The sequence below is a fragment of the Streptomyces sp. ID05-26A genome (assembly GCF_033794685.1).
Classification (GTDB): Bacteria; Actinomycetota; Actinomycetes; order Mycobacteriales; family Pseudonocardiaceae; genus Lentzea.
The window spans coordinates 274,779-291,710 of sequence record NZ_JARAYZ010000003.1; the positions used below are offsets into that span (position 1 = coordinate 274,779).

A 16,932-nucleotide genomic window follows, 5' to 3' on the forward strand; every position below is an offset into this window, starting at 1 on the left:
GGTGCCCGCCATGACCATCCCCGCCCAGCCCAGCGCCGCCGACCTCGCCACGTTGCACGAACTCATCTCCCAGGGCGTCCACTGGCCCACCCACCGCCGCTGGGACGACCTCGTCACCGTCGCCGCCGCACTCGGCTGCACCCCAGCCGACGCGATCTACCGGGCCCGCGACGGCATCTGGTCCGGCCGCCGCAACCACACCCAAACCCTCGCCGACGCGATCCGAGAGGCCATCGTCCGATGACGACCCCCACCCGCTTCCGCCCCTACTGGGGCCGCATCACCGCCGCCGTCCTCGGCTCCATCGCGATCGGCACCGCACCCTCCATCGTCACCGGCGAGTGGCGCAACGCCCTCGGAGCCTTGGCACTCATCGCCGTCGGCCTCGTCGCCGCCTGGATCGGCTACAGCCTCGGCCACGCCAACGCCCGCGCCGAACGCGCCTTCCAAGTCGAAGCCGCCCGCCAGCTGCACGCCGACGACCCGGACCCGTTCAACACCCAGCTCACCGTCGAGCCCCGCACCTCGCCCACCGACACCACCGGAGAAACCCGATGACCGCGATCACCGCCAAAACCCTCAGCCTCGTCGCCGGTACCACCGAACGCGCGGTCGAGCTGATCCGCAACGGCCCCAGCATTTCGGGATCCGTCGTCCGCATGCGGGTGGACTGCGACCCCGAACAGGGCGGCGAGCAGCGCGTCACGGTCCACCTCCGCCGCCGCGGCGCCGATGAGAAGGACATCGCGGCGGACCTGATCGCCTGGTTCTACCTGCTCAACAACGCCCACACCCGGATCTACGGCAAGGCCCACGGCAACGTCGAAGTCGTCGGACAGTCCGACGGCATCACCTACGAGATCTTCACCGGGAACTTCGAGGCGGGCACCAAGCAGTACCTGCGCAGCCTCTCCGAGGTCACGGTGCACTCGCTGCGCCGCGTCCAGGTCGGCGACGTCCCCGAGGTCGTGGCCGCGTGAACTTCGACATCGACCCGGACGCGCGCTACGACCTCACCATCCGCTACCGCGACCCCGACACCAAAGAACGCACCACCCACACCGAACCCAGCATCAGCCACGCCGACCTCGTCGCCACCCTCACCACCCACCGGGTCCCGCTGCTCACCGCCATGCAGTCCACCGGCGTCTGCCAGATGTCCGACGGCCCGCAGCTCTCCTGGAAGCCGACCGCAGAGGAGGGCGACCGTGGCTAACGACGTCATGCGGCGCTTCGAGGAGCGCGCAGCGAAGGCTCACGCCGAGTCCGTCGAACGCGGCGAGCACGACGACCAGTGCGAGTACCAGGCCATCAAGGGCTGGTACCTCTGCAACTGCTCGATGCGGGACCGGTTGAAGCGAGGTCTCACGACGCCACCCGAGCTGGAGCACCAGTACCCGATCTGCCTCGGCTGCAACCAGGAGGTCGACCACGACGGCGACGGCTGGAACTGCCCCCGCTGCTCGACCTCGTGGAACAGCCGCAACGAAGGTCAGTTCTACGACGACTTCGGGGACCTCCACACCGAGATCGCCGAGACCCGCGAACAGCTGGCCGCAGCCGCCGGCGAGATGCTGCCCGTGCCGAACGGCTGCCGCTGGTGCGGCATCGAGAAGCACGGCCACGTCCAGCGCTACGCGCAGTTCGTGAAGCTGCACGGCTGGGCCGAGCCCACCAACAAGCAGCGCCTCGCCCGCATGAAAGCCCGCCGCGCCGCCCGGCACGTCCACGCCGAGGCCTGCCTGTGCGTCATGGTCCCCATGGACGTCGAGGGCGCCACCGAGTGCAGCTCGTGCGGTGTGCACGGCCAGTACGGCAAGCCGTGCGGCGACCGCTGCGATGTCGCACGCGCCGAGGCGGTGCACGGTGGCTGACGTCAGCATCCCCCGCGAAGCCGTCGACAAGGCCGCCCGCGCGCTGGTCGAGTCCAACACGTTGACCTACAAGACGTGGGACGAGATGAACGAAGGCCAGCACCGGCTGTGGCGCCAACGCGCCGAGGTGGTGCTCAACGCCAGTGCGCCGCTGGTCGTGGCCGCCGCGTACGACCGAGCGAAGAGCGAGCTCGACCGCCTCTCCAACATGGTGGACGCGATCGGCGACGACGACTACGAGTCGGACGACAACGACGGCGAGTGCCCCTGCGGAGGCAACTGCCACACGGCGGAAGCGGTAGCCACCTACGCGCGTGTGGGCTCCGTGCTGACGCACTGGGCAGTAGAGCTGCGAGCGCAGTCGTGACCGCGCAGAAGGACGTCTACCTCTGGTGCGACCACGAGGCGTGCCAAGGCAGCGACGCCTACAACCAGCGGCTCGATCACAAGACATTCAAGGCGATCCGAGCTGCCGCTGCACGGGACGGCTGGACCCGCCGCAATGGCAAGGACTTCTGCCCAGCGCATTCAACGGGCGGCGAGTCGTGACCGCGGGCATCGACGAGGCGCCGGGCTACCAGCACGGCGACCTCGTCACCGTCGCCGACACCGAACTCGTCGTCATCCAGCACGACAGCCCATGGGTCGAAGTCGTCCCCGAGAACGGCGACTGCGGCTTCACCGTCCACGAAAGCGAGATCCACCGATGAGCCGTGCCGCCCAACGCCTGCAGCGGGTCGCGACCCACCGGCCGGCCGCGCGCCGTCGCCGCTTCCGCCACGACGCGCTCACCGCAGTCGACCTCTTCAGCGGGTTCGGCGGACTGACCGAGGGCATCCGCCGCGCAGGCTTCGACACGATCATGGCCGCGAACCACAACGCCTACAAGGTCGAGGTCCACGAGCGCAACCACCCCTACGCCGAGCACTGGATCGCGGACCTCGTCGACAAGGAATCCTCGGACTACCACGACGTCCGTCAGCTCCCCGCCGCTGACCTCCTGGTCGCCGGCGTGTCGTGCACCAACCACTCGCAGGCCAACACGCAGAAGGCCTACGCGCAGGGCATGACCCTGTTCGACCTCGACGACCCCGAGTTCGACGAGCGCGTCACCCGCTCCGAGCGGGACCGCGCGACCGCCTCGTGCGTCCTGCACTACGCCGCCGTGCACCGCCCACGCATGATCCTCGTCGAGTGCACGACCGAGATCGTGTCTTGGGGGCCTGCGCTGCCAGGCAAGAAGATCGGGGACGGCTCGACCTACAAGTGGTGGCTCAAGCAGTTCGACCTGCTCGGCTACGACCACAAGGTCATGTACCTCAACACCCAGTTCTTCGGTATCTCGCAGTCCCGCGACCGCTGGTTCTGCGGCATGTGGCAGAAGGACATCCCCGCGCCGGACCTGGAGCATCGGCCGATCGCCTGGTGCGACCCGTGTCACAAGGTCGTCGAGTCGGTGTGGACGTGGAAGACCGGCATCCCGCCGACCGGCAGCGTCAGGTACGGCAAGCAGTACAACTACACGTGCCCGTCGTGTCGCCGCGAGGTCATCCCGTCGATGGCACCGTCCATCAACGTCCTCGACCTCACCGACCTCGGCACCCGCATCGGCGACCGCGAACGGCCGCTCAAGCCGAACACCATGGCCCGCGGCCAGCGCTGCCTGGACAAGTTCGGCGAGTTCCCCGCGATCCTCATGCCGGCCAAGGCCGTGCACGGCACCGAGAAGCACCCGTGGCAGCCGATGGCGACGCAGACCAGCCAGCAGGAGACCGCGCTGCTGTCCACCGGCGCGGTCATGGTGGCCGCGGGCAACACCTACGAGCACCCCGGCTCGGACTGCCGGTCCCGCGACCTGAGCAAGCCGTTGTGGACGCAGCCCGCCACCAACACCGTCGCGCTGATGACGCCACCTACCGCGGTCACCGGTCAGGTCATCGCTGCGCACCGGCACAACGGCGACGGCCAGCACATCAGCCGCCCGATGGACACCGTCACCTCGACGCACGAGAAGGCCGTGCTGCTCGCCGCAGTCAACAACTACCAGGGCGCCCCGCGCGGAACGAACGAGGCGCTGCCGACGCAGGGCGGCTCCGAGACGCTGAGCCTGCTGTCCGCCGGGGTGGTGCCGTACCGCAAGAACACGGTCCCGACCACGCACGCCGAACCGATGCCGGCCGTGACCTCAGACCAGATCCCCGGTCTCATCACCGCGGCCGGAACCATCAAGAACAACGGCTCTGCGGACGAGGCCCAGTACCGCGCCCACCCTGTCAGCAGCCCGCTCGGCACGCTCGTCGCCTCCAGTTCGAACCAGTCCGTGCTGTTCTCCGGCTGGTACAAGCAGAACGGCTCCGGCGCCGACGCGACCGCACCGCACCCGGTGAGCGACCCGTTCGGCACCCTCACCGCCCGCGACACCACCGGCGTGCTGATGGCCGAATGGCGAGCCGCGCTCGCCGAGCTGTCCCTGGAGGACTGCCACTTCCGCATGCTCCGCGAGTACGAAGTCGGCCGCGGCTGTGGCTTCGACACCACCTACCCCGGCCAGCACGAGGGCTCGTTCGAAGTCTGGGGCCCCGCCCGACAGCAGATTGACGGCTTCGGCAACGCCGTGACCCCGCAGGTCGGCGAGTGGATCGGCACCCGTCTGCGTGAAGCCCTCCACCGCACTGAATCCGTCGCCTGACCAACCGTCCATGGAGGACACCATGACCAACCCGAAGACCGAACGCCCGGCCGCCCCGTACGTGCTGCGCATCCCGTGCCTCGACGAGGACTCGGCCAAGAAGTTCTTGGAGATCCTGGCCGAGGACGAGATCGACGCCAACGGCATCGAGGGCGCCGAGGTGCTGGTGCCGTGGGGCGGTGACCCGCACTTCGCGATGGGGCTCGCCGAGCTCGCCGAGTTCCAGGGCCTCATGGCCGACGACCTCGCGCCGATCCTCAACCAGATCACGGCGCTGATGCGCGATGCCTGAGCCGATCGTCATGGAGAACAACGGCACCGTCTACACCGACTTCACCGTCCGCTGGACGATGCAGGTCGGCCAGCCGCGATTCGGGATCTGGAGCACACGCGACTTCGCGGTCAAGCAGCTTGCCGAGCCGATCGCCGGAGCAACGTCCGGGGAGATGGTGCAGCGCACCACCACGACCACGCCGTGGCGCGTGGTTCCGGACGTGCCCGCAGTGCAGGGCCTGTTCGCTCAGCCCGCGCACGACTTCACCGTGTTCTCAGGCTTCCCGGCCGAGCTGGTGAAGGAGACCAGCCCTCATAACAGCCTGCGGTACATGTGGATCGGCGAGGACGCCGAGCAGATCGTGATCCTCGGCCACCCGCCGCGCCAGGAGCTTGACGCGCTGCCGTCGTGGCTGGACTTCGAACCCGACGGCGACCCGGTCGAGACGTACGCCCGTCTGCTGTGGGCGTGCGCGAAGCACAAGAAACGGTCGTCGCCGAAGAGCTCGTGCCGCGGGTGTCGGGAGCAGCGCGCGGGTGCGTGGTGGATGGATTGGTGGACGGGCAAGAAGAAGTCGCCGAAGGCCAACGGCGGTAAGCCCGGCTACTTCCCGATCATGGTGTGGGACGTGCTCGTATGAGCCTCGCCGAGAACCTCGCCGCCGCGCGCAAAGCCGCCGGCCTGTCCCAGCAGAAGGTCGCCGACGTTACCGGCATCCCGCGCACGGCCGTCTCGGACATGGAACGCGACGTGCGCGCGGTCAGCGCGCTGGAGCTCGATGCGCTGGCGGACCTGTACGACACGACCATGGGCGATCTGCTCGGCGTGCAGAAACGGCACGGCCGCGAACAGGAGTTCCGCGTCGGCATCACCGTGTTCATGACCGCGCACGGCGTGGACCAGGTGGACGCCTCACACCTCGCTGAGGCCTGCGTGCGGCAAGCACTCCGGACTGCCCAGGTCGACGAAGACGTGCTGCAGGTCGAGCACGCCTGGCTCGGCACGCTCCAGGCCAAGGTGCACAAGGTCATGGACACGACCACCGCCGGCATCAACGGCTACCTCGCAACACGGCCAACCGCGCGCGCCTACCGGGAGGGAACGTGACCGACTCGCTTGAGGTGCGGGAGATCCGCGTCAACACCGACACCCGTGAGATCGCGCTGTGCGCTCCGAACGGCCGCGCGGTCGACCCGACCCCATGGCTGGTGATCGCCACCCAGGAGCCGCTGGAGCCTGGCTTCCACTGGATGACCGAACGAGACGTGTTCGAGCCTGGCTGGCAGCCGTTGGACTGGCTGGGTCTCACGCTGCCGTCCCGGCTCGGCGAGCTCCTGTTCCAGGCGACGGACGGGACGAGGCAGTGATCACCGAACCGGCTCCGGAGCACACCGCAGACCAGCTCGAGGGCGGCATCGTCAACGCGCTGCAAGCCGCGAACTTCCAGGCCGTAAACGACTTCCTGCTGCTGCTCGCACTGAAGGACCCACAGCGCGCCCAGCTGGTGCTCGACACCATCAAGGTCGGGCTGGCCATCGGCGGCGAACGCGCAGCCGCCCGCGACGCGAAGAGTGAGGAGAACCGATGACCAGCATGACCGACGGCATCGAGCCGCAGATCGGCGGCGAAGTCGACATCCGCACTTCCGGCTGGCCCGGCGGCGTCGAGCACGTGTGGCTGCGCGTCGACGACTACGCCGGCGCCACACGCGCGGAGGTCGTGCTCACCGCGAAGGAAGCGGTGCGCGTGTCCGCGCGGACGCTCGCCGCGGCCCTGTTCGTTGCACTGCCCGCACCTGTGCAGCGCCGGTTGTCAGACCTGCGTGCCAAGGTCCAGGAGCAGCAGAGCCGAGGGGGTCACCGACGTGGCTGACAGGACGATGGTTGCCGAGCGGCGCCGCTACACCAAGCCGCAGCAGCGCGCGTACCGCCGACGCCTGCGTGACCGCGAGTCGGTGCGGCTGTGGGGCGCCAAGGACGTGCGCCGCATCGACACTCCCCAGCAGGCACAAGCGCTTCCCGTGTGCACGTGGGTGTACGACCGGCACGGCGACCAGTGGTGCCTGGTCGACACGCACGTCGGGTGGCCGCAGCGGATGTTCATGCGAGGCGGCGCCACCGCGTTCGTGTCGATCGAGTGGATGGCCTACCCGCTCGCCGAAGCCGAGCTGCACGGGGACTGCTCTCACCAGTGGGGAGCGCAGGAGTGCGGGCACTGCCGCTCGTGCGGCCAGATCGTGGCCGAGCCCAAGAACCAGGTATGGAGCGGCACCGTGTTCCACATGCCACACGAAACCGAGCAGGAGGCTGGCCGTGGCTGACTCAAGCAAGCAGGCCTGCAAGGCCTGCGGCGAACCGTGCAAGGGCGGCGCGGTTCCAGGGGAGCGCGGCGGGGTGATCTGTCGCGACGCGGACGAGTGCTTCATCGCGTTCTGCCGGAATCGACGCCCGCTCAAGCCCGTAGCGGAAGGCGGCAAGACCGATGAATAGCCCGAACTTCCCGCCGCTGACCGACAACGACGAGGTGCACCAGGAGCTCGCGCGCGGCGCCGTCGCGCACGCCAACGAAGTGCTGGAGACGCTCGCCGAGTACGGCGAGTTCGACCTCACCCTGCCCACGTCGGACGTCGTGAACGAGGCACTCGCCGCCTGGGCCGGCATCGGACTCGTGCACCAGTCCTACTCCGAACGTGACCAGCGGGAGATCGTCACCGCCATCATCGGGCGCACCGCCACGGTCCTTGCCATCGTCGGCTGGCAGCCACCCGCGCGGCTGCTCACCGACCCTGCCGCGAAGGAACCCAGTGGCTGACGGCGCACTGCTCGAGGGCGGCAGCGGCTTCCACCTGCACCGCCGGCCGGAAGACGTTGAAGCTGAAGAGAAGTCCAGGGCATCGCGCAGGCTCGCGTCCTCCGCCCACAACACTGCCGACTGCGCCATGCTGCTGGACATGCTGGGTCTCACCGCCGTTGACGGCCTGCACCACCGGCCGCGCCGTTTCGTGCTGACCGAGGGCGTCGAGCCTGATCCGGACGTGGTGCCGGTGTGCCGGCCGTTCCAGTGGGCCAACCCTTTCGTGCTCGGCCAGTACTACCTGTGGGTCAACCAATCTTGGGGTCACCCGTACTCCGAGCGGGTCGAGGTACCGGACGGGGTAGAGCCGGACGGGCCGATGCTGGAGTGCTGCAGCAGCGTCGAACAAGCCGTTGCCTGGCATGCCGCGTGGCTTCCGCGCTCCGGTCTGCCGATCGCCGAGCTCGTCGGCAAACACGTCGCGTGCTGGTGCAAGACCACCGCTCCGTGCCACGGAGACAACTTGCTCGCCGCGGCGTGGCGGCTGCACATCAACAGGAAGAAGACGAGCCGTGCCTGAGCTGATCAACCTCACACCGCACCCGATCCGGATCTACACGCCCGAGGCGCCAAGCACGGTCACGGACATCGACGATGGCCTCGTGACGATCATCCCTCCCTCTGGGCTCGTCGCGCGGTTGGCCAACGCAGACCCCAAAGGGGTCGCCTTCACGACCAGGTACCTGCCGTTCGGGGAAGCGCAGATACAGGTGGAGCGCGTCGTGTTCACGACCGTCTTCGGGCTTCCGGCGAAGCGCGAAGACGTCTACCTGATCGTGCCGTTGGTGACCGCGCTCGCTGAGCAGTCGGAGAACCCTGCGCGCGACGACCTTCTGGTTCCGCACGAACAGGTCCGCAACGCTGAAGGCACCGTGGTCGGTTGCCGCACGCTCGCGCAACCCTGCTGAAACGCGATATCGCACGGCAAGAACCTGACAGAACCACGACATTCACGCGTGGCGGAACCGATCCGACCCGACGTGCGCAGTAACAAGAAGCCGCCACCGAACCATTTGAAAGGGACATCGAGAGTGCCGAAGCAGCCTGAGATCAGCGTCCACTTCGTTCCCCACGGGCACGAGATCCCCGAGTGGCGACACGTTGTCCACGTGCACACAGGGCAGAGCCTTGTTGCTCCGATGGCGGCGTGCCGCTCGCCCCACCGTGCCGAGATCGTGGCGGAAGCGCTGCGTCGGCTCGCGGAGACGGACCCGACCTTCGCGGATCGGGTCGTGGACGCGACGCTCGCTGAGCGTCGCGATGGTGCCAAGAACAGCTAGCTGGCCAGCCAGCGAACACGACGGAGGCTCTCACACCCGAGCTCGTGGGTGTGAGAGCCTCCGTCGTCTACGTGGGTCAGACGGCGTGAAGTCGCCGTCCGGTTGCCAGCAACGGATTGTCAGTGTCGCCGTCCTCAAAGCCAGCCAGATCAGCGATGTCGTGCTCGCTGAGTCCTTTGGATCGCATGGCCTGCGCTATCGCGGCGATCAGCTGCGGGTGTTCCGGGGCGAGCAGGTCGCTGCCAGGTTCGTTAGTTCTCCAGCCACGGGTGCTGAGCGCCTTGTAGAACGCGGTGTGTTCGGCGGTGCTCATCATGCCCAGGTCGAGTGCCTTGCGTGCTAACGCTTGCATCGACACGCCCCACACCTGCTTGAGGTCTTTGAGTCGGCCGAGCGTGGCGGGCTTGAGGTCAGCGCGGATGACGTGGCTGGGCATGAGGAACTCGGAGGCGAACTCGTCGGCTTCGCGTTCCTGGTCCTCGGTGGCGATGCCGTTGTGCAGGACGAGGTGGCCGAGCTCGTGGGCGAGACTGAACCGCTTGCGGCACGTCGGCGCGGTGCTGTTGAGCAGCAGCACCGGGTGGTCATAGACCCATTGGCACATGCCGTCGATGCGGCCTGTGGTGAAGTCCTCTTCCAGCACGATGCAGCCAGCAGATTCCAGCCAGCGCACGAGGTTGCGCACGGGTCCGATCGGCATGCGCCACTGCGCGCGCACCATCAGCGCCGCCTCGGCCGGGCGGATGTCGATCGGGTCGAAGCTGGGTACCGAGGTCTCCGAGCGAAGCGACACCTCCTCGAACAGCACGGACATGTGCAGTCTGTACTTGTTGAGCCGTGCCTCGAGGTGTCGCCATAGCGAGGCCTTGGCGGTGCGCTGGCGGCGCATGTGCGCGTCGACGGCGAGCGCGCCGCGCACGGTGTGGTCGCGGGTCAGGAACCGCGGGGTGACGCCGAGCGCTTTGGCCAGGAGCGTGACGGTGTCGGCGTCAGGGGTGCGGTCGCCGGTTTCGTAGCGCGACATGCTGGCCTGGGTGAGGCCGACTTTCAGGCGAAGGTCCTCTTGGGTCATGCCGCGTGCGCGGCGCAACGTTTCGAGGACTTCTCCGAAGTCGTTCACGACGTTTCCTCGTCGCTGGTTCGGTCGATCGCGGAAGACAGGTCGATCTGCGGCAGTGACGGGTCGACCGGGCGGGTGGTGATCACGGTGCCACCGCCACCGCTGGCCTGGGCGGTGTCGACGATCACGACCCAGATCGGGGTTTCGTCTTGGCCGTCGCGCAGGGAGACGACGGTGGCGCCCATGGTGCGCTCTTCAGCGTGCCAGCGGTATCCGAAGCCGAGGCGGATCTCCTCCAGGCCGGGGATCATGATGTCGGTCTGGGCCCAGTAGGCCAGGGAGGTCTTGGTCGGATACGAGGAGATCTTGTCGCCGTCGCGGTGGCGTTTGATCCGGGCGCGGAAGCGGTCTCCGACGAAGACCTCGCGGGTGCTGCCCTCTTCGCGCAGGGTGACCTCGGGCAGGCCGTCGACCTGGCGGCGAAGGTTGGCCCAGATGCGGTCGTTGATCCAGTTCGCGAGGCCGCGTTCGGAGTGGTCGGCGACCCAGCCGGGGCGGAGTTCCCGGTATTCGGCGAGCTCTTCACGGCTGATGCGGGTGGCGTCGACGAGGGCCATGACGGCCTTGTCTCCGAGGTCGCGGATCACGTCATCGGGGTGCGGCGGCGAAATCATACCGGAAAATATACCACCATGATCGGGTTCTGCTGTGCGTCTCGCCGACACAAAACTCGACAGGTTCCACCGTGAAGGCGACAGTGCAAGCGGTCCGCGTGATGTCCCGTCCGACATCGCGATTGACCAGCGAGAACCAGCTACTCGCCCTGTTTCGTGACCACGTGCGTGTCCACTCGGGCGTCCCATTTCAACGTCAGGTAGTGGCGCAGTTCGTCGGCCGCACGTTCGGTGCGGCTGAGCTGGTGCAGCACGGGGATTACGGTGATGCCGTCCTGGACGGCCTCGTCGGTCCAGAGCTTCATTCGGGCGCAGACGTACTGCAGGGTGGCCTCGACAGCGGTCGCGGTGTCGTCGCCGGTACAGGCGTCGAGGAACTCGCCGAGTGTCTCGAAGTGCGGGGGCTGTTCGGTCACGGCGGTGCTCCTCGAGGTGGCGGGCCGGGCTGTCGTCGTGCTGGCAGTATTCCGCCTCGTGGCGAACGACAAGTGGAACACGGTGCAGCAGCTCCCCGACGACCTCGACCCGGCAAAAGCAGCGGTCTACGTAGCGGTAGAAGGCGTGCCGCTGGCGAAGCTCGGCGGCCGGCACCACGTGTGGCCGGATGGCCAGGTGTGGTGGGAGCTGCCCGACGGCGGAGGCTGGAAACGCAGCGTCCTCACCCCCGGAGACGTCGAGGGCGATCCGAACTGGCAGCGCGCGGCTACGGCTTGATCTCTGCTTCGCGTTGGGCGTCGAGGTCGTACGGGTGCACCCAGGCCGCGTTCATGACCGGGCGCTGGACGTGGCAGTAGTACCTGCTGGCTGCTCTGTCCTCGACCGCGTACAGGTTCGGGTCGCTGGCGGCGATGTCGCGCATGGCGTGGTGGTCGGTGCCCCAGGAGACGGCGTGGCCGTCGCGGCGGTCGCGGACGATGAGCATGAGGTCCTCCCGGGGTGGTGCGCGGTGCCAGCGGGATCGTAGGCACACGTCGGGTGGACACGGATGCGTACACGAGTGCGGCTCCGAACGCCGGGCGGCTCAGCCGGACCCGATGCCAGCCAGACCCAGCAGCAGCGGGGTGGCGCCAGGCAGTAAGAGCACGCTGGCGACGACGAACGCGGGGAACACGAGCCGCTTCTCGACCGCCCCGCCCGTGCGGAACCGCAGTGGCCGCGGCGGTCGGATCTCGTACCAGGTCTCTCCGGCGATCGGCAGCGGCCACAGGAACGGGCAGCCGGACAGGGTGAGGGCGTCGCCGAGGCAGTGGGTGAGGCACCCGGCGGCGACGGCGATCCCCAGGACGGGGCCGATCCCCGCGAGCTCGGTGAGCGGGTCCCCAGGGATCGTTCCCCACCACGCGGCGGCGCTGATCCCCACGATCGGCAGTACCCAGTCCCCGAGCGCGTCGACGGCCAGGAGGGTCCCCACAGCGGCGATCCCCACGGGTACCCACGGCCCGCCTCCCCAGGTACCCAGTGCGGTCGCGGTACCCGCGAGCAGCGCGAATGCCAGGGTGTGGGTGGCGTGGCGGTGTTCCCCACGGTGGCGTTCGTCGCGGGGACCTTTGGTGCGCAGATACAGCCAGCTGCTGGCTGCGCGGACCGCGCGTGACAGGACGCCGGTGACGGGGCCAAGGAGCTTGGACGCCCGCGCGCCGGGGTGGTCGAGGTCGGGCAGTAGCGCGTATCCGGCGGTGACGGCGGCGATGACCAGGGTCTGCGCGAGTGTGTCCACGAGCAGCGGGGCGAGGGCGAGGCCAGCGCACAGGCCAGTGAGGGCGTGGGTACGTCCCAGCATGGGGATCCCTTTCGTGGGGAGCGCGTAGGGACTGGTCGCAGGGATCCGCCAGGTACCTGCGGGGTAGGTACCTGGCGGCAGGGGATGTGGGGAGTGGGGATCAGCGCCAGGCTCGGGAGCGGGTACCTGCGCAGTAGGGACAGATGGGGAGGTCCCCGTCGTTGCACCAGCCGTCGTTGCGCAGTCCGCCGATCCCCACCCTGGCGTCGTCGGCGTCGAGCTCGGCGTGGGTACCGCAGCCGCGACCACAGCGGACGTGCACGACTTCGAGTGGGTACCGGCCCTGGTTGTGGATCGTGCACAGCAGTAGGTGTCCGGTGGATCCCCAGCCGTTGAGGTGCATGTCGCGGACGTCGAGGTCGATGTGGCGTGCGCGCAGCGGGGAGGTGGGAATGCGGTCGGGGTGGTGCTGGGGGTCGTCACACGCGGCGCGAACGAAGTCGAGCTCTCGCAGGCCGTCGACCGTGGCCACGGTGCCGTCGTGGACGGGCACCTGGTCGCGGTTGCGGTACCACCAGACGAACGCGGCCACGCCGGCCACGACGTAGAACAGGGCGTTCGAGTCGGTCACCGATGAGTCCTTACTGTGAGTGACGTTGAGGCTGCAAAGCCGCAGTAGCTGCTGCTGTGCCTCGTGAAGAATGGCCTGACCTGCGGAAACGCTGGCTGACGGTCGGCGATGCCTAGCCTCTGCAGGCTTTGCAGGATCGATCGTTTCCGCAGGTCAGTAGTTGTTTCGCTTTGCAGGTTGCTTTGCAGTCGCTTTGCAGGTCCTGCAGAGCAGATGCAAAGCAACCTGCAAAGCAGCAAGGCCCCCTCCGCCGCAACGGAAGGGGCTCTCGTCACTTTCGGTGACGATCTGGGTATCAAGCTGCGCCTGCTCTGAGCGCGCCAGCGGTGACGGACATGCCGGCCTCACGTTTGCGCAGTTCGATCCCAAGTGCGGCGAGTTGGGCGCCCAGTGCGCGGCTCGCGGCTTGGACTTCGCCGATCGAGGCGTCGGCAGGTACGCGGCCGGTACGGCGTGCGAGCTCACCGGCGGTGATCCAGGCGTCGTCGCGCAAGCCCTGCACTGCGTGGACCAGGTCGGCGAGCTTGCTGGCGGAGCGTCCGCCAACGAGCACGACCGGCTTGGGCCAGGTCAGCGTCCCGGTCGCTGTGGACGCGACAGGCGCGGCGACCGGTGGCGGCGCGGTGCCGTTCCTCTTCGCTGTGAACCGGGCGCGCGCGGCTTCGCGGTTGGCAGTGACGGCGTCGACGGCGGTCTTCGGGAAGTGGCGGCGCCACGCGACCTCGTCGAGTTCGTAGCGTCGCCGCGGCGGCAGCACTTCGAACAGGTCCTCGGCGTACGGGCCGGGCACTCCTTCGGCTGCCTTCTCGCGGCGGGGCGTGTAGTCGAGCGCGACCTGCATGGTGCGGGTGTCGCGTCCGCAGGCCAGGCCGCGGCCGGAGGTCTTGGGCAGCAGCTTCGGACTGTAGGGCAGGCCCGGGATGAGGGTGCCAGACACATTGCTGGAGATGTGCATCGCGAGCAGGTTGCGCACGGGCAGGTTGGAGCGCAGCAGCTCCGAGCCGCCGAAGGTCTTGAGCTCGGGCATCTGGGTCATGGCGAGCAGGGCCATGTTGAGCTTGCGGATGCGCTTGGCGAGCTGGCCGTAGCGTTCGGCGAGCTTGGTGTTGGTGCCGGCGTGCGCCGCGTTGAACACCTGGTCGCATTCCTCGATCGGGGCGAGGATGCCGGGCGGGACGATGCTGCCGCACGGGCAGTTCGGGTCGGGGTGGGTGCCGTCGGGTGCGCACGGGGCGGTCATGTTCCAGGTGATGGTGCCGACGCCCGCGTGCATCGCCATCCACGTCTCGCGGGTATCCGCGCACTCCTCGAGGAACCTCAGGAACGCCTCGGCGTGCTCGGGGCCCAGCGCGGGGTACTGGGCGTGCGCGGCCAGCACAGGCGAGGACGCGCCTCGCTGCGGGTCGAGGTAGGCGACGTCGAAGTTCACACGCATGGCGTTGTAGGCGATGTGGTCGCCGACGCTGGACTTGCCCATGCCGGTGCCGCCGAGCAGCACGCCGGACCATGCGCCGTCGCCGTCGGCGAGGTCGTAGAAGTACGGGCTGCCGTCGTCGATGTAGCCGCCGATGCGGAACGAGCACGGTTTGCCGGGTGCGTGCTCGAGCTGCCCGGTGACACGCCGGCCCGCGGCGGCCGCGACGGCGAGGTCGACGATCTGGGCGCGCAGCTGGGAGCGGTCGGTGAGGGTGCCGTCGGTGGGCTGGTCGAACACGATGTCCTGCCCGCCGGTCCTGGGCCCGGGCAGGGCCAGGCGCAGCGCACCGGCGATCTTCTCGCGGGCGGTGTTGGCGGCTTCGAGGGTCACGCCGTTCGGTCCGGCCTGTACGACGTAGGCCAGGCCCGCGCCGGGCAGCGGCACCAGGACGGTGTCGGGCAGGTGCTTGGTCGCGCCCTGCTGCCAACGGACGACGAACACGTCCGGATCGACCTGCTCGACGGGCTCGACGATCTCCGCGTCCATGATCGACGGGTCGTCCGCTTCGGGCTGCTGCTCCGGCGCGGCGGCCAGGGCGAGCAGGCTTTCGCGCTGCTGCTTGAGCCCGGCACGCTTGGCCCACCGGGCCCGGTACCAGCGGCCCAGGCCGAGCAGGCCCGTGCCGTAGACGCCGGCCACGAGCAGCGTGACGTCACCGAACAGCGTGAGGGCGAGCCCGGCGGCTGCCGCGCCGCCGAACAGCTTGCGCGCGGGGGGAAGGCCGTCGAGCGACGCGGCGCGCGCGGCGTACAGCGTGGCTGCGCCGGCGGAAAAGACCGCGGTGACCACGCCGCCGACGATGCCGACGAGCAGCATCTCGGCGCCGCCGACCGCGAGGGTCGCCATGATCCGGTCGTGCATCCAGCCGCCGCTCCACACCACGCCGGTCGAGGCCAGTGGCGGCAGCAGCATCAGCCGGTGCTGCTGCCGCAGCTGGTGTTCCACGATGGCGATCGGCGGTGGTGCGGTGCGGGGCTCGAGCTCGGCGGTCACGGCGACCCTTCCTGTGGCGCGGTGGCTAGACGTTGGTGATGGACTCGCGGTCGCCCGCGCCCTCGTTGACGCCGTACTGCTCGGTGATGGAGAGAGCGGCCTTGAGGGTCTCCTCCATTTCCCGGAAGTACATGCGGGCGTTGGCCAGGGCTTCCTGTGCGCGCTCCAGGCCCTCGGTCTTCGGGCCGCTCCAGCCGTTGCGCTGCATGTCGGCAAGGGTGTGTTCGCAGACGTCGAAGCCCTGCTGGCAGGTGTTGGCCATGTTGTCGGCGAACGTGATGTAGGCGCCCAGGCCGCCTTCGCCGACGTTGACGGTCGTGGTGGTGTCGGAAACGGGCTGTGGATCGGTCATCGAGTCCTCCAGTGAGTGGTGAATGCGGTGCTGCTGCCCCCGCCTGAGGCGGCTGGGGGAAGTGCGAGGGGTTCGGGACGGTCGGTGCGGGTCGCGGTGGCCCGCACGGGGGCGTGGGGTTCGCCTTCTCGGGGCCATCGGGCCCAGGTGACCCAGCCCGAGGCCCAGGACCAGCGGCCGGTGCTGGTGGTGGCGCGTGGCTGGGCGGCGGCCTGGGCGGCGCCGTAGGCGTCGGCGACGACGATGCGCACCCACACGAGCAGCAGCACGGCACCGGCGGCGGCGACTTGGCCGGCGCCGTCGAACACGCGCTGGCCGTCACTGGTGCGCGGCTGCATCGGCGAGCGCCGGTCACGCAGCCGCAGCGCTCCGGAGCGCGCCATCCGCGCGACGTGTCCGGCAAGCCACGGCGCACGGTGGGCACGCCGGTCGGCCGTGTCGGCGACCTTGTCCGCGGCCCACGCGAGCCCGCGTCGCCCGAGGGTCTGCAGGTCGCTGAGCGTGCGGCCGGTGAGGAACCACGCCAGCAGCAGGACGATCAGGATCATGGTCATGTCAGGCACCGAAGAACGTGCCGAGCGGGCCCGCGAGCTTGCCCAGCATGGAGCCGACCCCGCGAGCCCAGTCGCCGAGCACGCCTCCTGCTGAGAGCAGCAGAACCGGGCCGAGCAGGCCCATCACCGGCGTGTAGGTCTTCGCGCCGCCACGGCCCGATGAGGCGCCGTCGCCGAGCGAGCCGCCCCGGCCCTTGCCCTTGCGCAGCGGGGCCTCGTGCCAGACCAGCCACATCAGCACCAGGCCGACCAGACCGACGATGACGTGGGCGGCGACACCGACCGGGCCGGATGCGGCACCGGCGGCGGCGGTGACGAGCTTGCGGAACTCCGTGACGAGGCTGCCCGCGAGCGTGAAACCAGCGATCACCCACAGCCAGGTGGTGAGCTTGAGCGGCTTCTTCTTCCACAGCCGCACACCGCCCCACACGAGCGCGACGATGCCGACGATGCTGGAGCCGACCAGCGCCTTGTCCATGACGTTGTTCCCCCTCTCTGCCC

General features: G+C 69.0%; 32 protein-coding genes. 22 read left to right on the top strand and 10 right to left on the bottom strand.

Annotated features, from left to right (window positions below; translation table 11 throughout):
• Positions 1–10 precede the first annotated feature (10 nt).
• The 21 genes from PV646_RS28505 to PV646_RS28605 all read left to right on the top strand — a co-directional run bounded on the left by PV646_RS28505 (position 11) and on the right by PV646_RS28605 (position 8,970).
• Positions 11–244, top strand: a complete 234-nt coding sequence (locus PV646_RS28505) for a hypothetical protein (RefSeq protein ID WP_500345357.1) — start codon at positions 11–13, stop codon at positions 242–244.
• Positions 241–558 (top strand): hypothetical protein, encoded by a 318-nt coding sequence (locus tag PV646_RS28510; protein WP_500345358.1) that lies wholly within the window; start codon positions 241–243, stop codon positions 556–558. The genes PV646_RS28505 and PV646_RS28510 overlap by 4 nt, the downstream gene beginning before the upstream one ends.
• Entirely contained in the window at positions 555–980 is a 426-nt protein-coding gene (locus PV646_RS28515; RefSeq protein WP_500345359.1) for a hypothetical protein, read from the top strand. Before PV646_RS28510 ends, PV646_RS28515 begins: the two co-directional genes overlap by 4 nt.
• Positions 977–1,216, top strand: coding sequence for a hypothetical protein (locus PV646_RS28520; RefSeq protein WP_500345360.1), 240 nt, complete (start codon positions 977–979; stop codon positions 1,214–1,216). Before PV646_RS28515 ends, PV646_RS28520 begins: the two co-directional genes overlap by 4 nt.
• Complete coding sequence (locus PV646_RS28525) at positions 1,209–1,874, top strand: hypothetical protein (RefSeq protein WP_500345361.1); 666 nt, start codon at positions 1,209–1,211, stop codon at positions 1,872–1,874. Before PV646_RS28520 ends, PV646_RS28525 begins: the two co-directional genes overlap by 8 nt.
• Positions 1,867–2,241, top strand: a complete 375-nt coding sequence (locus PV646_RS28530) for a hypothetical protein (protein ID WP_500345362.1) — start codon at positions 1,867–1,869, stop codon at positions 2,239–2,241. The genes PV646_RS28525 and PV646_RS28530 overlap by 8 nt, the downstream gene beginning before the upstream one ends.
• On the top strand, positions 2,238–2,423 hold the full coding sequence (locus PV646_RS28535) for a hypothetical protein (protein ID WP_500345363.1): 186 nt from the start codon (positions 2,238–2,240) through the stop codon (positions 2,421–2,423). Before PV646_RS28530 ends, PV646_RS28535 begins: the two co-directional genes overlap by 4 nt.
• Positions 2,420–2,584, top strand: a complete 165-nt coding sequence (locus tag PV646_RS28540) for a hypothetical protein (protein ID WP_500345364.1) — start codon at positions 2,420–2,422, stop codon at positions 2,582–2,584. Before PV646_RS28535 ends, PV646_RS28540 begins: the two co-directional genes overlap by 4 nt.
• A complete protein-coding gene (locus tag PV646_RS28545) occupies positions 2,581–4,563 on the top strand; it encodes a DNA cytosine methyltransferase (protein WP_500345365.1) in 1,983 nt (660 codons plus the stop codon). The genes PV646_RS28540 and PV646_RS28545 overlap by 4 nt, the downstream gene beginning before the upstream one ends.
• Before the next feature lie 22 nt (positions 4,564–4,585).
• On the top strand, positions 4,586–4,855 hold the full coding sequence (locus PV646_RS28550; protein ID WP_500345366.1) for a hypothetical protein: 270 nt from the start codon (positions 4,586–4,588) through the stop codon (positions 4,853–4,855).
• Positions 4,848–5,477, top strand: coding sequence for a hypothetical protein (locus PV646_RS28555; RefSeq protein ID WP_500345367.1), 630 nt, complete (start codon positions 4,848–4,850; stop codon positions 5,475–5,477). Before PV646_RS28550 ends, PV646_RS28555 begins: the two co-directional genes overlap by 8 nt.
• Positions 5,474–5,944 (top strand): helix-turn-helix domain-containing protein, encoded by a 471-nt coding sequence (locus tag PV646_RS28560; RefSeq protein ID WP_500345368.1) that lies wholly within the window; start codon positions 5,474–5,476, stop codon positions 5,942–5,944. Before PV646_RS28555 ends, PV646_RS28560 begins: the two co-directional genes overlap by 4 nt.
• Positions 5,941–6,204: a hypothetical protein gene (locus tag PV646_RS28565; RefSeq protein ID WP_500345369.1), complete on the top strand. Its 264-nt coding sequence runs from the start codon at positions 5,941–5,943 to the stop codon at positions 6,202–6,204. Before PV646_RS28560 ends, PV646_RS28565 begins: the two co-directional genes overlap by 4 nt.
• Positions 6,201–6,425, top strand: coding sequence for a hypothetical protein (locus tag PV646_RS28570; RefSeq protein WP_500345370.1), 225 nt, complete (start codon positions 6,201–6,203; stop codon positions 6,423–6,425). Before PV646_RS28565 ends, PV646_RS28570 begins: the two co-directional genes overlap by 4 nt.
• A complete protein-coding gene (locus PV646_RS28575; protein ID WP_500345371.1) occupies positions 6,422–6,709 on the top strand; it encodes a hypothetical protein in 288 nt (95 codons plus the stop codon). Before PV646_RS28570 ends, PV646_RS28575 begins: the two co-directional genes overlap by 4 nt.
• Entirely contained in the window at positions 6,702–7,157 is a 456-nt protein-coding gene (locus PV646_RS28580) for a hypothetical protein (RefSeq protein WP_500345372.1), read from the top strand. Before PV646_RS28575 ends, PV646_RS28580 begins: the two co-directional genes overlap by 8 nt.
• Complete coding sequence (locus tag PV646_RS28585; protein WP_500345373.1) at positions 7,150–7,326, top strand: hypothetical protein; 177 nt, start codon at positions 7,150–7,152, stop codon at positions 7,324–7,326. Before PV646_RS28580 ends, PV646_RS28585 begins: the two co-directional genes overlap by 8 nt.
• Positions 7,319–7,648 carry a hypothetical protein gene (locus PV646_RS28590; RefSeq protein ID WP_500345374.1) on the top strand — a complete coding sequence of 110 codons (330 nt, stop codon included), beginning with the start codon at positions 7,319–7,321 and terminating at the stop codon, positions 7,646–7,648. The genes PV646_RS28585 and PV646_RS28590 overlap by 8 nt, the downstream gene beginning before the upstream one ends.
• Complete coding sequence (locus PV646_RS28595) at positions 7,641–8,210, top strand: DUF4326 domain-containing protein (protein WP_500345375.1); 570 nt, start codon at positions 7,641–7,643, stop codon at positions 8,208–8,210. Before PV646_RS28590 ends, PV646_RS28595 begins: the two co-directional genes overlap by 8 nt.
• Positions 8,203–8,598 (top strand): hypothetical protein, encoded by a 396-nt coding sequence (locus PV646_RS28600; RefSeq protein ID WP_500345376.1) that lies wholly within the window; start codon positions 8,203–8,205, stop codon positions 8,596–8,598. The genes PV646_RS28595 and PV646_RS28600 overlap by 8 nt, the downstream gene beginning before the upstream one ends.
• 201 nt (positions 8,599–8,799) lie before the next feature.
• Positions 8,800–8,970 carry a hypothetical protein gene (locus tag PV646_RS28605; protein ID WP_500345377.1) on the top strand — a complete coding sequence of 57 codons (171 nt, stop codon included), beginning with the start codon at positions 8,800–8,802 and terminating at the stop codon, positions 8,968–8,970.
• A 76-nt stretch (positions 8,971–9,046) separates the two neighbouring features.
• Here PV646_RS28605 and PV646_RS28610 read toward each other — a convergent pair whose 3' ends face one another.
• From PV646_RS28610 to PV646_RS28620, 3 genes are all read right to left on the bottom strand, one after another.
• The gene (locus tag PV646_RS28610) at positions 9,047–10,090 is read right to left on the bottom strand and encodes a helix-turn-helix domain-containing protein (protein WP_500345378.1); all 1,044 of its coding nucleotides are present in this window, start codon (positions 10,088–10,090) and stop codon (positions 9,047–9,049) included.
• Entirely contained in the window at positions 10,087–10,704 is a 618-nt protein-coding gene (locus tag PV646_RS28615; RefSeq protein WP_500345379.1) for a hypothetical protein, read from the bottom strand. Before PV646_RS28615 ends, PV646_RS28610 begins: the two co-directional genes overlap by 4 nt.
• Before the next feature lie 140 nt (positions 10,705–10,844).
• Complete coding sequence (locus tag PV646_RS28620) at positions 10,845–11,120, bottom strand: hypothetical protein (protein ID WP_500345380.1); 276 nt, start codon at positions 11,118–11,120, stop codon at positions 10,845–10,847.
• A gap of 4 nt (positions 11,121–11,124) precedes the next feature.
• Between PV646_RS28620 and PV646_RS28625 the strand changes: the two genes are divergently transcribed.
• Positions 11,125–11,418, top strand: coding sequence for a hypothetical protein (locus PV646_RS28625; protein ID WP_500345381.1), 294 nt, complete (start codon positions 11,125–11,127; stop codon positions 11,416–11,418).
• Here PV646_RS28625 and PV646_RS28630 read toward each other — a convergent pair.
• From PV646_RS28630 to PV646_RS28660, 7 genes are all read right to left on the bottom strand, one after another.
• The gene (locus tag PV646_RS28630) at positions 11,408–11,626 is read right to left on the bottom strand and encodes a hypothetical protein (RefSeq protein ID WP_500345382.1); all 219 of its coding nucleotides are present in this window, start codon (positions 11,624–11,626) and stop codon (positions 11,408–11,410) included. The two genes, PV646_RS28625 and PV646_RS28630, sit on opposite strands and share 11 nt — an antisense overlap.
• Positions 11,627–11,725: 99 nt before the next feature.
• Positions 11,726–12,484: a metal-dependent hydrolase gene (locus PV646_RS28635; RefSeq protein WP_500345383.1), complete on the bottom strand. Its 759-nt coding sequence runs from the start codon at positions 12,482–12,484 to the stop codon at positions 11,726–11,728.
• 100 nt (positions 12,485–12,584) lie between these two features.
• Entirely contained in the window at positions 12,585–13,055 is a 471-nt protein-coding gene (locus PV646_RS28640; RefSeq protein ID WP_500345384.1) for a hypothetical protein, read from the bottom strand.
• A gap of 295 nt (positions 13,056–13,350) precedes the next feature.
• Positions 13,351–15,525, bottom strand: a complete 2,175-nt coding sequence (locus PV646_RS28645; protein ID WP_500345385.1) for a hypothetical protein — start codon at positions 15,523–15,525, stop codon at positions 13,351–13,353.
• 25 nt (positions 15,526–15,550) lie between these two features.
• Positions 15,551–15,877 (bottom strand): hypothetical protein, encoded by a 327-nt coding sequence (locus tag PV646_RS28650; RefSeq protein ID WP_500345386.1) that lies wholly within the window; start codon positions 15,875–15,877, stop codon positions 15,551–15,553.
• A complete protein-coding gene (locus tag PV646_RS28655; RefSeq protein ID WP_500345387.1) occupies positions 15,874–16,431 on the bottom strand; it encodes a hypothetical protein in 558 nt (185 codons plus the stop codon). The genes PV646_RS28650 and PV646_RS28655 overlap by 4 nt, the downstream gene beginning before the upstream one ends.
• Position 16,432: 1 nt before the next feature.
• Entirely contained in the window at positions 16,433–16,909 is a 477-nt protein-coding gene (locus PV646_RS28660) for a hypothetical protein (RefSeq protein WP_500345388.1), read from the bottom strand.
• Positions 16,910–16,932: the final 23 nt, after the last annotated feature.